The organism is Pseudomonas sp. B6001, assembly GCF_013386015.1.
In the GTDB taxonomy this organism is placed as follows: Bacteria; Pseudomonadota; Gammaproteobacteria; order Pseudomonadales; family Pseudomonadaceae; genus Aquipseudomonas.
Genome location: NZ_JACAOX010000007.1, coordinates 40,673 through 58,881 on the forward strand (window position 1 = coordinate 40,673; position 18,209 = coordinate 58,881).

Here is an 18,209-nt window from a genome sequence, read left to right on the forward strand (position 1 = left end):
CCATCACAGGCAAGCCAGCTCCCACATTGGTCGGGTTTCCAAAGAGAAATAGCGGTGTTTTTCCAAGCAAAAAAAAGAGACCCGAAGGTCTCTTTTTCCGCACGGGCAGCCTCTTACAGGCTGGAAATCCGTGCGTGTTGCTCCGCCAGCTTGCCCAAAGCCTGTTCAGCCTCAGCCAGTTTGGCGCGTTCTTTCTCGATCACTTCAGCCGGAGCCTTGTCGACGAACGCCGCGTTGGACAGCTTGCCGCCCACCCGCTGCACTTCGCCTTGCAGGCGCAGGATTTCCTTGTCCAGGCGCGCCAGTTCGGCACCCTTGTCGATCAGGCCGGCCATCGGCACCAGCACTTCCATCTCGCCCACCAGTGCGGTGGCGGACAGCGGTGCTTCTTCGCCAGCGGCCAATACGGTGATCGACTCCAGCTTCGCCAGCTTCTTGAGCAGCGCGTCGTTCTCGGTGAGGCGACGCAGGTCTTCGCTGCTGGCGTTCTTCACGAACACGGCCAGTGGCTTGCCCGGACCGATATTCATCTCGGCGCGGATGTTGCGTGTACCCATCATCAGGGTCTTGAGCCACTCGATATCGCTTTCGGCCGCCTCGTCAATGCGGGCTTCGTTGGCCACCGGCCAAGGTTGCAGCATGATGGTCTTGCCGTCTTTGCCCGCCAGCGGCGCGATGCGCTGCCAGATTTCTTCGGTGATGAACGGCATGAACGGATGCGCCAGGCGCAACGCCACTTCCAGTACGCGCACCAGGGTTTGACGGGTGCCGCGCTGACGTTCGATCGGCGAGTTCTCGTCCCACAGCACGGGCTTGGACAGTTCCAGGTACCAGTCGCAATACTGGTTCCAGATGAACTCGTACAGGGCCTGCGCCGCCAGGTCAAAGCGGAACTGGTCGAGTTGACGGGTCACTTCGGCTTCGGTGCGCTGCAGCTGGGAGATGATCCAGCGGTCCGCCAGGGACAGCTCGATGGTCTCGCCGTTCTGGCCGCAGTCTTCGCCTTTATCCAGTACGTAGCGCGCGGCATTCCAGATCTTGTTGCAGAAGTTGCGATAGCCTTCGACGCGGCCCATGTCGAACTTGATGTCGCGACCGGTGGACGCCAGCGAGCAGAAGGTAAAGCGCAGGGCGTCGGTGCCGTAGCTGGCGATGCCGTCTGCGAACTCGTCGCGGGTCTGCTTCTCGATCTTCTTCGCCAGTTTCGGCTGCATCAGGCCCGAGGTGCGTTTCTGCACCAGGGTTTCCAGGTCGATGCCGTCGATGATGTCCAGCGGGTCCAGGACGTTGCCCTTGGACTTGGACATCTTCTGGCCCTGGCCATCACGCACCAGGCCGTGCACGTACACGGTCTTGAACGGTACCTGCGGGGTACCGTCTTCGTTTTTCACCAAGTGCATGGTGAGCATGATCATCCGGGCAACCCAGAAGAAAATGATGTCGAAGCCGGTGACCAGCACGTCGGTGGAATGGAACTTCTTCAGGAACTCGGTCTGTTGCGGCCAGCCGAGGGTGGAGAACGTCCACAGGCCCGAGCTGAACCAGGTGTCCAGTACGTCGTTGTCCTGTTGCAGCGTCACGTCCGCGCCAAGGTTGTGCTTGGCACGTACTTCGGCTTCGTCGCGGCCCACGTAGACCTTGCCCGACTCGTCGTACCAGGCCGGAATCCGGTGGCCCCACCACAGCTGGCGGCTGATGCACCAATCCTGGATGTCACGCATCCACGAGAAGTACATGTTTTCGTACTGTTTCGGCACGAACGCGATGCGGCCGTCTTCCACGGCAGCAATCGCGGGCTCAGCCAGCGGCTTGGTGGACACGTACCACTGGTCGGTCAGCCACGGCTCGATGATGGTGCCGGAGCGGTCGCCCTTCGGCACTTTCAGGCCGTGGTCGTCAACGCTTACCAGCAGGCCGGCGGCGTCGAAGGCGGCAACGATCTGCTTGCGCGCCTCAAAACGGTCGAGGCCGGCGTATTCAGCCGGGATCTTGCCGTCGATGCTCTCGTTCAGCGTGCCGTCGAGGTTGAACACCTGGCAGGCCGGCAGAACGGCGGCGTTTTTATCGAAGATGTTCAGCAGCGGCAGGTTGTGGCGCTTGCCGACTTCGTAGTCGTTGAAATCGTGGGCCGGGGTGATTTTCACGCAGCCGGTGCCGAATTCAGGGTCGCAGTAGTCATCCGCGATAATCGGGATGCGACGACCAACCAGCGGCAGCTCGACGAACTTGCCGATCAGCGCCTGGTAGCGTTCGTCGTTCGGGTTGACCGCGACAGCGGCGTCGCCGAGCATGGTTTCCGGACGGGTGGTGGCGACGATCAGGTAATCATTGCCTTCAGCGGTCTTGGCGCCGTCAGCCAACGGGTACTTGAGGTTCCACAGGAAACCTTTCTCATCGTGGTTTTCCACTTCAAGGTCGGAAATCGCCGTGTGCAGCTTGGTGTCCCAGTTGACCAGGCGCTTGCCGCGGTAGATCAGGCCGTCTTCATGCAGGCGCACGAAGGCTTCCTTCACGGCTTCCGACAGGCCGTCGTCCATGGTGAAGCGCTCGCGGCTCCAGTCGACGGACGAGCCCAGGCGACGGATCTGACGGCTGATATTGCCGCCGGACTGATCCTTCCATTCCCAGATTTTCTCGAGGAATTTCTCGCGGCCCAGGTCGTGACGGTTCTGGCCGGTGGCTTCCAGTTGGCGTTCCACCAGCATCTGGGTGGCGATACCGGCGTGGTCTGTACCTGGTTGCCATAGAGTATTGCGACCCTGCATGCGGCGGAAACGAATCAGGGCATCCATGATCGCATTGTTGAAGCCATGGCCCATGTGCAGGCTGCCAGTGACGTTCGGTGGCGGAATCATGATGGTGTAGGCATCGCCCGCGCCTTGCGGAGCGAAATAATTCTCGGACTCCCAGGTCTGGTACCAGGAAGTTTCAATAGCGTGCGGCTGGTAGGTCTTATCCATGCGCGGCGGGACCCTAGTTGGCATTAATTCAGGAAAGCCGACAAGTATAACGGGGGATAGGGGAGAGGGGTAGGAGCGAGCTTGCTCGCGAAAAACCTGAGGGCGGCGCGTTCATTCAGGATGTACGCGTTATCGTTCACGCCCTTCGCGAGCAAGCCCGCTCCCACAGGGGATATGTGTCAGCCTTAGTTCTGGTACTGGCTCAACAACCGTTCCATGCGCGCATCCAGCCGGCGCTTGATCTCGGTTTCGATATGCGGGGCAAAATCGTCGATCACGTCTTGCATGATCAGTTGCGCGGCGGCGCGCAGTTCGTTGTCCAGGTGCAGCAGCAGGGCGTCGGGGGCTTTTTCGGCGGCAGGTACGGCAACAGCCGCAGCCGGCGCAGCTTGCACCGCGGGCGTTTCGACAGGTTCCGGCGTAACCGGCTTGCCACCCACCATATCGAACAGCAGGGGAATTTGTACGTCACCGTTGACCGCATCGGTCAGCAATGGCGGTTGCAGGTCATCATCACCGAGCAGCTTGCGGATCGACTCAAGGTCGTCCAGCAGGTGGTCAGAGTCTTTTAGCGGGTTTGGAGTGTCCATCGTGTGCTCAAAGTCGTTGTAGCCGGTGATCTTGCAGAGAATAGCCCTGTTCGCGGTAGAAGCGGAAACTCTCCCGCGCGGCCTGACGAATAGCCGGGTCTTCCACCACCACTTCCGCCACGCGGGCGAAACCCTTGGCGAAGGCCGGTACTTTCAGGTCAAGGTTGACCAGCAGGTCTGTGTGATCGCCACAGCTGTCGCCCAAACCCAGTACCACCAGGCCTTCCGGCTCTGATTCGGCGGGGCCGTGGGGCACGAAGCTTTCGCCCTTGAAGCGCCACAGGCGGGCGTCGAGGTCGTCACGCTGGGCGGCATCGCTGCAATGCAGGTAGATACGGTGGCCCATGCGCCAGGCTTTTTCGGTGAGCTTGCAGGCGAAGTCCAGGCGCGCGGAAGGATCGGCGCTGGGCAATATATAGAAGTCGACTTGGGTCATTGCGGTTCCTGAGCCCCGGGCGGCTTTACAGGCGCCCGGGGATCTTCAGTTTCAGGCTTTGGCGCGGTCCAGCAGGTACTGGGTCAGCAATGGAACCGGACGGCCAGTGGCGCCCTTGTCCTTGCCGCCGCTGGTCCAGGCAGTGCCGGCGATGTCCAGGTGCGCCCAGTTGAAGTTCTTGGCGAAACGCGACAGGAAGCACGCCGCAGTGATGGTGCCGGCTTTCGGGCCACCAATGTTGGCGATGTCGGCGAACGGGCTGTCCAGCTGTTCCTGGTACTCATCGAACAGCGGCAGTTGCCAGGCGCGGTCGTCTGCAGCCTGGCCGGCGCTGAGCAGTTGGCCGATCAGTTCGTCATTGTTGCCCAGCAGGCCCGATGTGTGGGCGCCCAGGGCAACCACGCAGGCACCGGTCAGGGTGGCGATGTCGATCACGGCTTGCGGCTTGAAGCGCTCGGCGTAGGTCAGGGCGTCGCACAGCACCAGGCGGCCTTCGGCGTCGGTGTTGAGGATTTCCACGGTCTGGCCGCTGAGGGTGGTGACGATGTCGCCCGGACGGGTCGCGCCGCCGCTCGGCATGTTCTCGGCGCAGGCCAGGATGCACACCAGGTTGATCGGCAGCTTGAGTTCCAGCACGGCACGCAGGGTGCCGAACACGCTGGCGGCGCCGCCCATGTCGTACTTCATCTCGTCCATGCCCAGGCCCGGCTTGAGGCTGATGCCGCCGGTGTCGAAGGTGATGCCTTTGCCGACCAGGGCAAATGGCTTCTCGGACTTCTTGCCGCCGTTGTATTGCATCACGATCAGGCGTGGCGGCTGGTCGCTGCCCTGGCCCACGGCATAGAACGAGCCCATGCCCAGTTCCTTGATCTTCTTCTCATCCAGGACTTCGACTTTCAGGCCCTTGAATTCCTTGCCCAGCGCCTTGGCTTGCTCGCCCAGGTAGGTTGGGTGGCAGATGTTCGGTGGCAGGTTGCCCAGGTCACGGGTGAACGCCATGCCGCCGGCGATGGCCTGGGCGTGGGTCACGGCGCGTTCGACTTCAGCCTGGGCCGCCTTGATGGTCAGCAGGGTGACTTTCTTCAGGGCGCGGGGTTCGGCCTTGGTGCTCTTGAACTGGTCGAAGACGTAGCCGCCGTCCAGCAGGCTTTCGGCCAGCAGGCGGGTCTTGCCGTAGCTGTCGCGGCCCTTGACCACGACTTCGTCCAGCGCCAGGGCCGCGTCGGTGCCGCCCAGGCCCTTGAGGGTGTTGAGGATGCCGGCGATGATCTTGCGGAACGGACGGTCGCCCAGTTCGGCGTCTTTACCAACGCCCACCAGCAATACACGGTCGGCTTTAAGGTTAGGCAGGCTTTGCAGCAGCAGGCTTTGGCCAACCTTGCCGGCCAGGTCACCGCGCTTGAGGACTGCGCTGATGGCGCCGCCGCTCAGTTCGTCCAGTTGCTTGGCGGCAACGCCGAGCTTGCGGCCTTCGCCGACAGCGACCACGAGGGTGGCGGTTTTCAACGTTTCGGGGCTAACGCTTTTTACAACCAGTTCCATTTTCGGGTCCCTTATAAAGGTCAGTGAGCCAGGAGTCTGTACTCCGGCTTGTAAGCTTGGCAGCCTGTAGGCCGCCCGCGACAAAGGCCGCAGTTTGAACCTCGCCGCCCGAGCCTGACAACCCTTGCGGGCAGCTTTGTGCACGCGTATGAGCAAGCTCCGTGACAGGTGCGGTCAATCACAGGATAATGCGCCATCTTTTTAGCCGGCCTGCAGCAATGGGTCGACTCGATATGCTTGCTTGTTTGGCCGCCTTAGCCTGACAACCCTGGAGTGTCTGGTTTGATCGTCTTCCGTTATCTATCCCGCGAAGTCCTGTTGACCCTGAGTGCCGTGAGTGCGGTATTGCTGGTCATCATCATGAGTGGTCGCTTCGTCAAATACCTCGCCCAGGCTGCCTCGGGTGCCCTGGATCCGGGTTCGCTGTTCTTGATCATGGGCTTTCGCCTGCCGGGCTTCCTGCAGTTGATCCTGCCATTGGGCCTGTTTCTCGGGATTCTGCTGGCCTATGGCCGCTTGTACCTTGAAAGCGAAATGACCGTGTTGTCGGCCACCGGCATGAGCCAGCAACGTTTGCTGGCCATGACCATGGTTCCGGCCACCGGTATCGCGCTGGTGGTGGCCTGGCTGAGCTTGAGCCTGGCACCCCAGGGTGCCCTGCAGTTCCAGCTGGTGCTGAACAAACAGGACGCCATGACCGAATTCGACACCCTGGAGCCGGGCCGCTTCCAAGCGCTCAACGATGGCACCCGGGTGACCTATACCGAGCAAATGACGGATGACCGTGCCAACCTGGGTGGTGTGTTCATCTCCCAGAAAAACCTCGGCCAGAACCAGAAAGACCGTGGTATTTCGATTCTGGTGGCCGACAAGGGGCGCCAGGAAGTACGCCCGGATGGCAGCCGTTACCTGATCCTGGAAGATGGCTATCGCTATGACGGCAGCCCCGGTCAGGCTGATTACCGCGCAATCAAGTACGACACCTATGGCGTGATGCTGGCCCGGCCGGATGTCAGCGATGAGGTCACCGACCGCGACGCGATCCCGACCCCAGACCTGATCGGCAGCAAGGAACTGCGTTCGATCGCCGAGCTGCAATGGCGGATTTCCCTGCCGCTGCTGGTGTTTATCGTGACCTTGATGGCCGTGCCGCTGTCCCGGGTCAACCCGCGCCAGGGCCGCTTCCTCAAGCTGCTGCCGGCAATCCTGCTTTATATGGCTTACCTGACCATCCTGATTTCCGCCCGCGGCTCCCTGGAGAAGGGCAAGCTGCCGCCGGCCCTTGGGTTGTGGTGGGTCCACGGGGTCTTCCTGGCCATTGGCCTGGGGCTGCTTTATTGGGAACCGATGCGGTTGAAGATGCGGAGTCGTCGCAGCGTGAAGGAGATGGCCCGTGGTTAAGCTCGACCGCTACATTGGTAGCAGCGTCCTGGTCGCAATCCTTGCGGTATTGGGCATTATTCTAGGGCTGGCCTCGTTGTTCGCCTTCATTGATGAAGTCGGCAACGTCAGCGATACCTACACCGTTACCGACGTCCTGAGCTACGTGGCGCTGACGGCGCCCCGTCGCCTGTACGACATGATGCCGATGGCTGCGCTGATCGGCTGCCTGATCGGCCTGGGCAGCCTGGCCAGCAACAGCGAGCTGACCATCATGCGCGCGGCGGGTGTTTCCATCGGTCGCATCGTGTGGGCGGTCATGAAGCCCATGCTGTTGCTGATGGTGGTCAGCGTGCTGATCGGTGAATACGTGGCGCCTCCAGCCGAGTCCACAGCCCAGGCCAATCGTGCCCTGGCCCAGGGTTCGGGCGATGCCCAGAGCTCCAAGCATGGCCTGTGGCACCGCCAGGGTGAGGAGTTTATCCACATCAACGCCGTGCAGCCGGGTGGCTTGCTGGTGGGTGTCACCCGCTACCACTTCGACAAGGAACGTCACCTGCTGTCGTCGAGCTTCGCCAAACGTGCGCAGTACGCCGACGAAAAGTGGCAACTGAGCGATGTGACCACCACCTATTTCCGTGATATCGGCAAGGGTGCGGCATCGACCACCGAAGTGATCAATGTGCCGACGGAGCAGTGGGATATTTCCCTCAAGCCCGAATTGCTGAATACCGTGGTGATGATCCCGGAAAGCCTGCCTATCTCCGGCCTGTGGGGGTATATCCATTACCTCAAGGACCAGGGCTTGAACAACGGCCGTTACTGGCTGGCGTTTTGGGTCAAGGTGTTGCAGCCGGTGGTGACGGCTGCGCTGGTGCTGATGGCGATCTCGTTCATCTTTGGCCCGTTGCGTTCCGTGACCCTCGGCCAGCGCGTGTTTACCGGCGTACTGGTGGGTTTCACCTTCCGTATCGCCCAGGACCTGCTGGGGCCGTCCAGCCTGGTATTCGGTTTCTCGCCGCTGTTTGCGGTGCTGGTGCCGACCGCCATCTGCGCCGTGGCCGGCTTCTGGCTGTTGCGTCGGGCCGGTTGAGCCCGCGCTTATGAACAAAAAATGCCCCGTTCGAACGACCGGGGCATTTTTGTTCTTGGTCGCCATGGATGACGTCTGGTCTGCGCATCAGGTACAATTCCCGGCTATTTTTCAGCGGGCAGTCTGCCTGCAGCCTTTTTGAGTGTTGATCCGTGAGTGATTTGAGTCATATCCGCAATTTCTCCATCATCGCCCACATTGACCATGGCAAGTCGACGCTGGCCGATCGATTCATCCAGATGTGCGGCGGCCTTGCCGAGCGTGAAATGGAAGCCCAGGTGCTGGACTCCATGGACCTCGAGCGCGAGCGCGGGATCACCATCAAGGCCCACAGCGTAACCCTGTACTACACCGCCAAAGACGGTATCAAGTACCAGCTCAACTTCATTGACACCCCGGGTCACGTCGACTTCACCTATGAAGTCAGCCGTTCCCTGGCGGCCTGCGAAGGTGCGTTGCTGGTAGTGGACGCGGGCCAGGGCGTTGAAGCCCAGTCCGTGGCCAACTGCTACACCGCCATCGAGCAAGGCCTGGAAGTGATGCCGGTGCTGAACAAGATCGACCTGCCTCAGGCCGATCCGGACCGCGTCAAGGAAGAGATCGAGAAGATCATCGGCATTGACGCCACCGACGCCGTCGAGTGCAGCGCCAAGACCGGCCTGGGCGTCGACGAGGTGCTCGAGCGCCTGGTCAAGACCATTCCAGCCCCCACCGGCAACTACGAAGATCCGCTGCAAGCGTTGATCATCGACTCCTGGTTCGACAACTACCTGGGCGTTGTTTCCCTGGTACGCGTGCGCCACGGCCGTGTGAAGAAGGGCGACAAGATCCTGGTCAAGTCCACCGGCAAGATCCACCTGGTGGACAGCGTCGGTGTATTCAACCCGAAGCACACGGCTACCACTGATCTGAAAGCCGGCGAAGTAGGCTTCATCATCGCCGGTATCAAGGACATCCACGGTGCACCGGTAGGTGACACCCTGACCTTGAGCTCCACCCCTGACGTCGACGTGCTGCCGGGCTTCAAACGCATCCAGCCGCAGGTTTACGCCGGCCTGTTCCCGGTCAGCTCCGATGACTTCGAGGACTTCCGCGAAGCCCTGCAGAAGCTGACCCTCAACGACTCTTCGTTGCAGTACACCCCGGAAAGCTCCGACGCCCTGGGCTTCGGCTTCCGCTGCGGGTTCCTGGGCATGCTGCACATGGAAATCATCCAGGAGCGCCTCGAGCGCGAATACGACCTGGACCTGATCACCACCGCGCCGACGGTTATTTTTGAACTGGCGCTGAAAACCGGTGAAACGATTTACGTCGACAACCCGTCCAAGCTTCCGGATCTGTCTTCCATCGAAGACATGCGCGAACCGATCGTGCGGGCCAATATTCTTGTGCCGCAAGAGCATCTGGGCAACGTCATTACCCTGTGTATCGAAAAGCGTGGCGTACAACACGACATGCTGTTCCTCGGTACCCAGGTGCAAGTGACCTACGATTTGCCGATGAACGAAGTGGTCCTGGACTTCTTCGACCGTCTCAAATCCACCAGCCGCGGCTATGCTTCGCTGGATTACCATTTTGACCGTTACCAATCAGCTAATCTGGTGAAGCTGGATGTACTGATCAACGGCGACAAGGTGGATGCCCTGGCGCTGATCGTGCACAAGGACAACGCGCACTACAAAGGTCGCCAGTTGACCGAGAAGATGAAAGAACTGATTCCGCGCCAGATGTTCGACGTCGCGATCCAGGCCGCCATTGGCGGGCAGATCATTGCACGGACTTCCGTCAAGGCACTCAGAAAGAACGTACTGGCCAAATGCTATGGCGGCGACGTCAGCCGTAAGCGCAAGCTGCTCGAGAAGCAAAAGGCCGGTAAAAAACGCATGAAGCAAGTGGGTAACGTGGAAATTCCACAAGAAGCCTTCCTTGCGGTGCTCAGGTTGGATAGTTAGGTCCTATGTCACTAAATTTCCCGCTGTTGCTGGTCATCGCCGTTGCCGTTTGCGGTCTATTGGCGTTGCTCGATCTGGTGTTCTTCGCCCCGCGTCGCCGGGCAGCCATCGCGTCCTATCAGGGCAGCGTCAGCCAGCCCGATGTGGCGGTGATCGAGAAACTGAACAAAGAGCCGATGCTGGTTGAATACGGCAAGTCGTTCTTCCCGGTGTTGTTCATCGTGCTGGTGCTGCGTTCGTTCCTGGTGGAACCGTTTCAGATCCCTTCGGGCTCGATGAAACCTACCCTGGACGTGGGCGACTTCATCCTGGTGAACAAGTTTTCCTACGGGATCCGCTTGCCGGTGATCGACAAGAAAGTGATCGAGATCGGTGACCCGCAGCGCGGCGATGTGATGGTGTTTCGCTACCCAAGCGACCCGAACGTCAACTACATCAAGCGTGTAGTGGGCCTGCCGGGCGACGTGATTCGTTACACCAGTGACAAGCGCCTGTTCGTCAACGGCGAGTCGGTGGCAGAAAAACTGATCGGTTCCGAGCCGAACACCCTGGGCAGCGCCGAGCTGTACCAGGAAAAACTCGGGGCGGTAGAGCACGAAATCCGCAAGGAGATGAGCCGCTACCGTTCGCCGCCTGACAACCAGTGGACAGTGCCTGCCGGGCACTACTTCATGATGGGCGACAACCGCGACAACTCCAACGACAGCCGCTACTGGGATGACCCGAATATTCCCAAGGACCTGCTGGGCATGGTCCCCGACCAGAATATCGTCGGCAAGGCCTTCGCGGTCTGGATGAGTTGGCCGGAACCCAAGCTCAGCCACCTGCCGAACTTCTCGCGGGTCGGGCTGATCAAGTAATCCATGCGGCGCTGTGAACACAGCGCCGAATGCTTTTCTGGGGCTTGGACAAAACCAGGCTCCATGCAGCAACCACCAGGATTTGAATTTGAACACAGCGTTAATCGTCGCAGGCCACCGGTGCCTCGAACTGAATGTGGGTAAACCGTGAGCGTTTCTCTAAGCCGTCTCGAGCGCCAGCTCGGCTACACCTTCAAGGATCAGGAATTGATGATCCTTGCCCTCACACACCGCAGTTTTGCCGGGCGTAACAACGAGCGCCTGGAATTCCTCGGTGATGCCATCCTCAATTTCGTCGCCGGCGAAGCCCTGTTCAATCGCTTCCCGCTGGCCCGCGAAGGCCAGTTGTCGCGCTTGCGTGCGCGCCTGGTGAAAGGCGAGACCCTGGCTGTACTGGCCCGTGGTTTCGACCTGGGTGATTACCTGCGCCTGGGCTCCGGCGAGCTGAAGAGCGGCGGTTTCCGTCGCGAGTCGATCCTGGCCGACGCCCTTGAGGCACTGATCGGCGCGATCTACCTCGACGCGGGCATGGAAGCGGCCAAGGAGCGCGTCGTCGCCTGGCTGTCGACCGAAATCGAAAGCCTGACGCTGGTAGACACCAACAAAGATCCAAAGACCCGCCTGCAGGAATTCCTGCAGTCCCGTGGTTGCGACCTGCCGCGTTACGAAGTGGTGGATATCCAGGGTGAGCCGCATTGCCGAGTCTTCTTCGTCGAATGCGAAATCACCTTACTGAATGAAAAAAGCCGAGGTCAGGGTGTGAGCCGTCGTATTGCCGAACAGGTAGCGGCCGCTGCAGCACTGATTGCCCTGGGCGTGGAGAATGGCCATGACTGATTCAACCGCAACTCGCTGTGGCTATGTTGCCATCGTCGGCCGTCCGAACGTGGGCAAGTCCACGTTGCTGAACCACATCCTGGGACAGAAGCTGGCGATCACCTCGCGCAAGCCCCAGACCACCCGCCACAACATGCTGGGCATCAAGACCGAAGGCGCCGTACAGGCTGTCTACGTTGATACCCCGGGCATGCACAAAGGCGGCGAAAAGGCCCTCAACCGCTACATGAACAAAACCGCTTCGGCCGCGTTGAAAGACGTCGACGTGGTGATCTTCGTGGTCGACCGCACCAAGTGGACCGACGAAGACCAGATGGTTCTGGAGCGCGTGCAGTATGTCACCGGCCCGTTGATCGTCGCGTTGAACAAGACCGACCGCATCGAAGACAAGGCCGAGCTGATGCCGCACCTGAGCTGGCTGCAGGAACAACTGCCGAACGCCCAGATCATGCCGATCTCGGCCCAGCACGGGCACAACCTCGAAGCCCTGGAACGTGTGATTGCTGGCTACCTGCCGGAGAACGAACACTTCTTCCCGGAAGACCAGATCACCGACCGCAGCAGCCGTTTCCTCGCCGCCGAACTGGTACGCGAGAAAATCATGCGCCAGATGGGTGCCGAGCTGCCGTACCAGATCACCGTCGAAATCGAAGAGTTCAAGCAGCAGGGCAAGACCCTGCATATCCATGCGCTGATCCTCGTCGAGCGTGACGGCCAGAAGAAAATCATCATTGGCGACAAGGGCGAGCGCATCAAGCGCATCGGCACCGAAGCGCGCAAGGACATGGAGTTGCTGTTTGATTCCAAGATCATGCTCAACCTGTGGGTAAAGGTTAAGGGTGGTTGGTCCGATGATGAGCGCGCGTTGCGTTCGTTGGGTTACGGCGACCTGTAACAGGTCTCCGGAACACCGCAGGACAAATGTGGGAGCGGGCTTGCTCGCGAATGCAGTGGATCAGTCACTAGATGTGTTGACTGACACCCCGCATTCGCGAGCAAGCCCGCTCCCACATTGGATAGTCGTTGTTTTCCAGACCGTGTTCCCGCAGCGAGAACCCCATGTCTCAAACCCCACCCACCGGCCAACCCGCCTACGTCTTGCACAGCCGCGCCTACCGCGAGACCAGCGCCCTGGTGGACTTCCTCACGCCCCAAGGCCGCCTGCGCGCGGTCTTGCGCAGTGCACGCGGCAAGGCCGGCACCCTGGCGCGGCCCTTCGTGGCCCTGGAAGTGGAGTTTCGTGGACGCGGCGAGCTGAAGAACGTCGGCCGCATGGAAGCTGCCGGCGCCTCCAACTGGCTCAACGGTGAGGCGCTGTTCAGCGGCCTCTACCTCAACGAATTGCTGATCCGCCTGCTCCCCGCCGAAGACCCGCACCCCGGCGTCTTCGATCATTATGCCGCCACCTTGCTCGCCCTCGCCGAAGGCCGTCCCCTGGAACCGCTGCTGCGCGCATTCGAATGGCGCCTGCTGGATGACTTGGGCTACGGCTTCGAACTGAGCAACGACCTGCACGGCGACCCCATCGCCGCCGACGGCATGTATCGCCTGCAAGTGGACGCAGGCCTGGAGCGGGTCTACCTGCTGCAACCCGGCCTGTTCCAGGGCACCGAATTGCTCGCCATGAGCGAAGCCGACTGGACCGCCCCCGGCGCCCTGTCCGCCGCCAAGCGCCTGATGCGCCAAGCCCTGGCCGTGCATCTGGGCGGTCGGCCACTGGTCAGCCGCGAGTTGTTTCGAAAGCCCTGACATCCCCGTGTATGCTGTGCAGCGATTCCTTCCCTCTTCAGGAGCGCTTTTCGTGACCACCAGCAATCGCATTCTTCTCGGCGTGAACATCGACCACGTAGCCACCCTGCGCCAGGCCCGGGGCACCCGTTACCCGGACCCGGTCAAGGCCGCGCTGGACGCCGAAGAAGCGGGCGCCGACGGCATCACCGTGCACCTGCGCGAAGACCGGCGCCACATCCAGGAGCGCGACGTGCTGCTGCTCAAGGACGTGCTGCAAACCCGCATGAACTTCGAAATGGGCGTCACCGAGGAAATGATGGCGTTCGCCGAGCGCATTCGCCCGGCGCATATCTGCCTGGTGCCGGAAACCCGCCAGGAACTGACCACCGAAGGCGGCCTCGATGTGGCTGGCCAGGAAGCGCGGATCAAGGCTGCCGTGGAGCGCCTGTCGAAGATCGGCAGTGAAGTCTCGCTGTTCATTGATGCCGACGAGCGCCAGATCGAAGCTTCGCGCCGTGTCGGTGCCCCGGCCATCGAACTGCACACGGGCCGTTATGCCGACGCGACCACGCCGACCGAAGTTGCCGACGAATTACAGCGCATCATCGACGGCGTCAACTGCGGCCTGGGCGAAGGCCTGATCGTCAACGCCGGCCACGGCCTGCACTACCATAACGTCGAAGCCGTGGCTGCGATCAAGGGCATCAACGAGCTGAACATCGGCCATGCACTGGTGGCTCATGCGCTGTTCGTCGGCTTCAAAGGCGCCGTCGCCGAGATGAAAGCCTTGATTCTGGCCGCCGCCAAACATTAAAAGAGCGCTGAAGATCCAATGTGGGAGCGGGCTTGCTCGCGAAGGCGGTGGGTCTGTTACTCATGCATCGTCTGACACGCCGCTTTCGCGAGCAAGCCCGCTCCCACACAAGCCCGCTCCCACATGTGGCAATGCGAACCCTTACTGTTTAGGTGATGCCGGTGTATGGTATCTGCCCTTTGCGGGTCTCGGACCCGCGGCAGATACGTGAGGTTGTTGTGTCCCAATCGTTTTCCCGTCGACAAATCCTGGGTGGTCTTGCCGGTCTCGCGGTGGTGGGCGTCGGTGCCGGTGGCGCCTATCGCTACTGGCTCGGGAAGGTGGCCGAGGCCGAGGCGGGGCACGATTACGAGCTGATCGCCGCGCCGCTGGACGTGGAGCTGGTGCCGGGGCACAAGACCCAGGCCTGGGCCTTCGGCCCTTCGGCGCCGGGCACCGAGTTGCGAGTGCGCCAGGGTGAATGGCTGCGGGTACGCTTTATCAACCATCTGCCGGTCGCCACCACCATCCACTGGCATGGCATACGCCTGCCGCTGGAAATGGACGGCGTGCCGTATGTCTCGCAATTGCCGGTACTGCCGGGCGAATACTTCGACTACAAATTCCGCGTGCCCGATGCCGGCAGCTATTGGTATCACCCCCACGTGAACAGCAGCGAAGAACTGGGCCGTGGCCTGGTGGGCCCGCTGATCATCGAGGAGCGCGAACCCACCGGTTTCAAGCACGAACGCACCCTGAGCCTGAAAAGCTGGCACGTGGACGAAGAGGGCGCCTTTGTCGCCTTCAGCATTCCCCGCGAAGCGGCCCGGGGCGGCACCGCCGGACGCCTGTCGACCATCAATGGCGTGTCCCAGGCGGTGATCGATTTGCCGGCCGGGCAGATCACCCGTGTGCGCCTGCTCAACCTCGATAACACCCTGACCTATCGCATCAACATCCCCGACGTTGAAGCGCAGATCTATGCCCTGGACGGCAACCCCATCGAACCGCGCCCGCTGGGCAAGGAATACTGGCTCGGCCCTGGCATGCGCATCTGCCTGGCGATCAAGGCGCCGCCCGCTGGTGAAGAATTGTCGATCCGCAACGGCCCGGTACGCCTGGGCACCTTCCGCTCGGTGGCCAGCACCGACACGGCGACCGAATGGCCGCCTGCGTTGCCGGCGAACCCGATTGCCGAGCCGGACCTGGCCAATGCCGAGAAACTCAACTTCAATTTCGAATGGGTTGGATCGGTCTCGGTGAACGTGGACAATAAGCCACCGAGCCTGTGGCAGATCAACGGCCAGGCCTGGGACATCACCGACAAGACCTGCGCCGACCGCCCGATTGCCAAGCTTGCAAAGGGCAAGAGCTACATTTTCGAATTGAAGAACATGACCCAGTACCAACACCCGATCCACCTGCACGGCATGAGTTTCAAGGTCATCGCCTCGAACCGCCACAAGGTGATTCCGTACTTCACCGACACCTACCTGCTGGGCAAGAACGAGCGTGCCCGCGTGGCGCTGGTGGCGGATAACCCGGGTGTCTGGATGTTCCACTGCCATGTGATCGACCACATGGAAACCGGCCTGATGGCCGCCATCGAGGTGGCGTGATGCGCCAGTTTCGCCCCACGGCGATTATCGACCGCAGCCGCGACCAGGACTTCATGCGTGAAGCGCTGGCCCTGGCTGCCCAGGGTGCCGCGCTGGGCGAAGTGCCGGTGGGCGCGGTGCTGGTGCAGGACGGCGAAGTGATCGGGCGCGGCTTCAACTGCCCCATCAGCGGCAACGACCCCAGTGCGCATGCCGAGATGGTCGCGATTCGGGCCGCTGCTCAGGCCGTCAGCAATTACCGGCTGCCGGGCAGCACGCTCTACGTCACGCTGGAGCCGTGCAGCATGTGCGCCGGGCTGATCGTGCATTCACGGATTGCCCGGGTGGTGTACGGCGCGCTGGAGCCGAAAGCCGGGATTGTGCAAAGCCAGGGGCAGTTTTTTACCCAGGGCTTTCTCAACCATCGGGTGCTGTATGAAGGCGGGGTGTTGGCCGAGGAGTGCGGGACGATGTTGAGCGAGTTCTTCAAGGCGCGAAGAGCCAAAGGCTGACGCGATACCCTGTGGCGAGGGAGCTTGCTCCCGCTGGGCTGCGTAGCGGCCCCAAAATCTGGGGAGCGCTGCGCACTCCAGCGGGAGCAAGCTCCCTCGCCACAACAGCAGTCTTATTTCTTCAACACAACAGCAGTCTTATTTCTTCGCGACAATCACCGCCCGCATCGGCGCCGGCAGCCCTTCGATGGTCTTGCTGTGATCTTCAGGGGCCAGGAAGTCGCTGAGGGACTGATACTTCATCCACTCCGTGCCGCGCTGTTCCTCGACCGTGGTCACGCTCACGTCCACACAGCGCACCTCACTGAAGCCCGCACGTCGCAGCCACAGCATCAGCGCCGGCACCGACGGCAGGAACCAGACGTTGCGCATCTGCGCGTAGCGGTCTTCCGGCACCAGCACTTGCTGCTGATCGCCTTCAACCACCAGCGTCTCCAGCACCAGCTCCCCACCCTTGACCAGGCAATCCTTCAGCGCCAGCAAATGCTCGATGGGCGAGCGGCGATGGTAGAACACACCCATGGAAAATACCGTGTCGAAGCCTTCCATGTTCGACGGCAGGTCTTCAAACGGGAACGGCAGGTGCCAGGCCTTGGGCGTCGGCAGATAACGCTGCACCGCCTGGAACTGGCAGAAGAACAACCAGTTCGGGTCGACGCCAATCACACTGTCGGCGCCGGCGCCGAGCATGCGCCACATGTAATAGCCGTTGCCGCAACCCACATCGAGGATGCGTTTGCCCTTGAGGTCCAGGTGCGGCGCGACCCGCGACCATTTCCAGTCCGAGCGCCATTCGGTGTCCACGTGCACGCCGAACAGATCGAACGGGCCCTTGCGCCACGGGCAAAGGCCCATCAGCGCAGTACGCATTTGCGCACGGGTGTCGTCGTCGCAGTCGGTATCGAGCACCAGGCCGTTCAGCAGGTCGATTTCACTGGGCATGATCTTCGGCAGCGCATCCAGCGCGCTCTGCCAGCGTTCCAGGTCGCCATGGCCTTTTTCCATCTTTGCATCGAGTTGCGCTTGCAGGCCCTGGGCCCATACGGCCAGGGGAGTGCCGACCAGGTGGCGGGCGAGGGGAGACAGATCAATCATGGCAAGGCAATCAACGAGGCAAAGTTAAGACACTGGAACCACGGCACGACTTTCGAGAATCCGGCCGCCAGCAGGCGTTCGCGGTGTTCTTCGAGGCTGTCGGGCTTCATGACGTTTTCGATGGCGCTGCGCTTCTGGGCGATTTCCAGTTCGCTGTAGCCGTTGGCGCGCTTGAAGGCGATGTGCAAATCGGTGAGCAGCGCATGTTCTTCCGGGTCATTGAAGCGCAGCTTTTCCGAAAGGATCAGCGCTCCGCCCGGCAGCAGCGATTGGCGAATGCGCGAGAGCAACGCCTGGCGTTGTTCGGGGGCGATGAATTGCAGGGTGAAGTTCAGCGCCACTACCGAAGCCGGCTGGAATTGCAGGGCGAGGATATCGCCCTCGATCACCTCCACCGGCAGCAACTCCTGGAACATCGAGTCCTGGCCGTTGAGGTATTCGCGGCAACGCTCGACCATCGCCGCCGAGTTATCCACCGCGATCACCCGGCAACCGTCGGTGCGCACGTGACGGCGCAGGGCCTGGGTCACCGCGCCGAGGGATGAACCGAGGTCGTAGAGCACACTATTGGGCTGGGCAAACTGCGCCGCGAGTACGCCGAGGTTCTCGACGATGGTCGGGTAGCCGGGCACCGAGCGCTTGATCATGTCCGGGAAAACCCGCACCACGTCTTCGTTGAAGGCGAAGTCCGGCACCTGGGGCAGGGGCTGGGCGAATAGGCGATCGGGTTCTTTGCTCACGGCTGTTCCGGCGACGAAGGGGGAGAGCCGGGCATTTTAGCGTAGGAGCTGGCTTGCCGGCGATGTTCGTTAACGATGACGCGGACTTTC

16 protein-coding genes are annotated in these 18,209 nt (G+C 61.4%); 10 read left to right on the forward strand and 6 right to left on the reverse strand.

What is annotated here, in order from left to right; translation table 11 throughout:
* Window positions 1–113 precede the first annotated feature (113 nt).
* The 4 genes from HX821_RS09255 to HX821_RS09270 form a co-directional block, all read right to left on the reverse strand.
* Window positions 114–2,960, reverse strand: a complete 2,847-nt coding sequence (locus HX821_RS09255) for a valine--tRNA ligase (protein ID WP_177035650.1) — start codon at window positions 2,958–2,960, stop codon at window positions 114–116.
* A 185-nt stretch (window positions 2,961–3,145) separates the two neighbouring features.
* Window positions 3,146–3,550, reverse strand: a complete 405-nt coding sequence (locus tag HX821_RS09260) for a DNA polymerase III subunit chi (protein WP_177027932.1) — start codon at window positions 3,548–3,550, stop codon at window positions 3,146–3,148.
* Window positions 3,551–3,557: 7 nt separating this feature from the next.
* A complete protein-coding gene (locus HX821_RS09265) occupies window positions 3,558–3,986 on the reverse strand; it encodes a DNA polymerase III subunit chi (protein WP_102605183.1) in 429 nt (142 codons plus the stop codon).
* 51 nt (window positions 3,987–4,037) lie between these two features.
* Window positions 4,038–5,528 (reverse strand): leucyl aminopeptidase, encoded by a 1,491-nt coding sequence (locus HX821_RS09270; protein ID WP_177035651.1) that lies wholly within the window; start codon window positions 5,526–5,528, stop codon window positions 4,038–4,040.
* Between the two features lie 282 nt (window positions 5,529–5,810).
* Between HX821_RS09270 and lptF the strand changes: the two genes are divergently transcribed.
* The 10 genes from lptF to tadA all read left to right on the forward strand — a co-directional run bounded on the left by lptF (window position 5,811) and on the right by tadA (window position 16,284).
* Window positions 5,811–6,929: an LPS export ABC transporter permease LptF gene (gene lptF / locus HX821_RS09275; RefSeq protein ID WP_134325780.1), complete on the forward strand. Its 1,119-nt coding sequence runs from the start codon at window positions 5,811–5,813 to the stop codon at window positions 6,927–6,929.
* Entirely contained in the window at window positions 6,922–8,001 is a 1,080-nt protein-coding gene (lptG, locus tag HX821_RS09280; RefSeq protein ID WP_003210440.1) for an LPS export ABC transporter permease LptG, read from the forward strand. The genes lptF and lptG overlap by 8 nt, the downstream gene beginning before the upstream one ends.
* 152 nt (window positions 8,002–8,153) lie before the next feature.
* Window positions 8,154–9,953: a translation elongation factor 4 gene (gene lepA / locus HX821_RS09285; RefSeq protein ID WP_003210439.1), complete on the forward strand. Its 1,800-nt coding sequence runs from the start codon at window positions 8,154–8,156 to the stop codon at window positions 9,951–9,953.
* A gap of 5 nt (window positions 9,954–9,958) precedes the next feature.
* Window positions 9,959–10,813, forward strand: coding sequence for a signal peptidase I (lepB, locus tag HX821_RS09290; RefSeq protein ID WP_003210437.1), 855 nt, complete (start codon window positions 9,959–9,961; stop codon window positions 10,811–10,813).
* 147 nt (window positions 10,814–10,960) lie between these two features.
* Complete coding sequence (rnc, locus tag HX821_RS09295) at window positions 10,961–11,650, forward strand: ribonuclease III (RefSeq protein WP_003210434.1); 690 nt, start codon at window positions 10,961–10,963, stop codon at window positions 11,648–11,650.
* A complete protein-coding gene (gene era / locus HX821_RS09300; protein ID WP_003210432.1) occupies window positions 11,643–12,545 on the forward strand; it encodes a GTPase Era in 903 nt (300 codons plus the stop codon). Before rnc ends, era begins: the two co-directional genes overlap by 8 nt.
* Window positions 12,546–12,709: 164 nt before the next feature.
* Entirely contained in the window at window positions 12,710–13,399 is a 690-nt protein-coding gene (gene recO, locus HX821_RS09305) for a DNA repair protein RecO (RefSeq protein WP_093201548.1), read from the forward strand.
* Window positions 13,400–13,451: 52 nt separating this feature from the next.
* Window positions 13,452–14,195: a pyridoxine 5'-phosphate synthase gene (gene pdxJ / locus HX821_RS09310; RefSeq protein ID WP_003210427.1), complete on the forward strand. Its 744-nt coding sequence runs from the start codon at window positions 13,452–13,454 to the stop codon at window positions 14,193–14,195.
* Window positions 14,196–14,413: 218 nt separating this feature from the next.
* On the forward strand, window positions 14,414–15,793 hold the full coding sequence (locus HX821_RS09315) for a multicopper oxidase family protein (protein WP_087695164.1): 1,380 nt from the start codon (window positions 14,414–14,416) through the stop codon (window positions 15,791–15,793).
* Window positions 15,793–16,284, forward strand: coding sequence for a tRNA adenosine(34) deaminase TadA (gene tadA, locus HX821_RS09320; protein WP_177035652.1), 492 nt, complete (start codon window positions 15,793–15,795; stop codon window positions 16,282–16,284). Before HX821_RS09315 ends, tadA begins: the two co-directional genes overlap by 1 nt.
* A 138-nt stretch (window positions 16,285–16,422) precedes the next feature.
* On the opposite strand, the gene cmoB is transcribed toward tadA, so the two are convergent.
* Both cmoB and cmoA read right to left on the reverse strand, forming a co-directional pair.
* Entirely contained in the window at window positions 16,423–17,379 is a 957-nt protein-coding gene (cmoB, locus tag HX821_RS09325) for a tRNA 5-methoxyuridine(34)/uridine 5-oxyacetic acid(34) synthase CmoB (RefSeq protein WP_177035653.1), read from the reverse strand.
* On the reverse strand, window positions 17,376–18,119 hold the full coding sequence (gene cmoA, locus HX821_RS09330; protein WP_003210418.1) for a carboxy-S-adenosyl-L-methionine synthase CmoA: 744 nt from the start codon (window positions 18,117–18,119) through the stop codon (window positions 17,376–17,378). The genes cmoB and cmoA overlap by 4 nt, the downstream gene beginning before the upstream one ends.
* Between the last annotated feature and the right edge of the window lie 90 nt (window positions 18,120–18,209).

Bases quoted from the DNA above. Each gene is read 5' to 3' on its own strand.
- HX821_RS09260 (WP_177027932.1), bottom strand. From the start codon at position 3,550: ATGGACACTCCAAACCCGCTAAAAGACTCTGACCACCTGCTGGACGAC.
- lepB (WP_003210437.1), top strand. From the start codon at position 9,959: ATGTCACTAAATTTCCCGCTGTTGCTGGTCATCGCCGTTGCCGTTTGC.
- tadA (WP_177035652.1), top strand. From the start codon at position 15,793: ATGCGCCAGTTTCGCCCCACGGCGATTATCGACCGCAGCCGCGACCAG.
- recO (WP_093201548.1), top strand. From the start codon at position 12,710: ATGTCTCAAACCCCACCCACCGGCCAACCCGCCTACGTCTTGCACAGC.
- HX821_RS09265 (WP_102605183.1), bottom strand. From the start codon at position 3,986: ATGACCCAAGTCGACTTCTATATATTGCCCAGCGCCGATCCTTCCGCG.
- cmoB (WP_177035653.1), bottom strand. From the start codon at position 17,379: ATGATTGATCTGTCTCCCCTCGCCCGCCACCTGGTCGGCACTCCCCTG.
- HX821_RS09255 (WP_177035650.1), bottom strand. From the start codon at position 2,960: ATGGATAAGACCTACCAGCCGCACGCTATTGAAACTTCCTGGTACCAG.
- HX821_RS09270 (WP_177035651.1), bottom strand. From the start codon at position 5,528: ATGGAACTGGTTGTAAAAAGCGTTAGCCCCGAAACGTTGAAAACCGCC.
- era (WP_003210432.1), top strand. From the start codon at position 11,643: ATGACTGATTCAACCGCAACTCGCTGTGGCTATGTTGCCATCGTCGGC.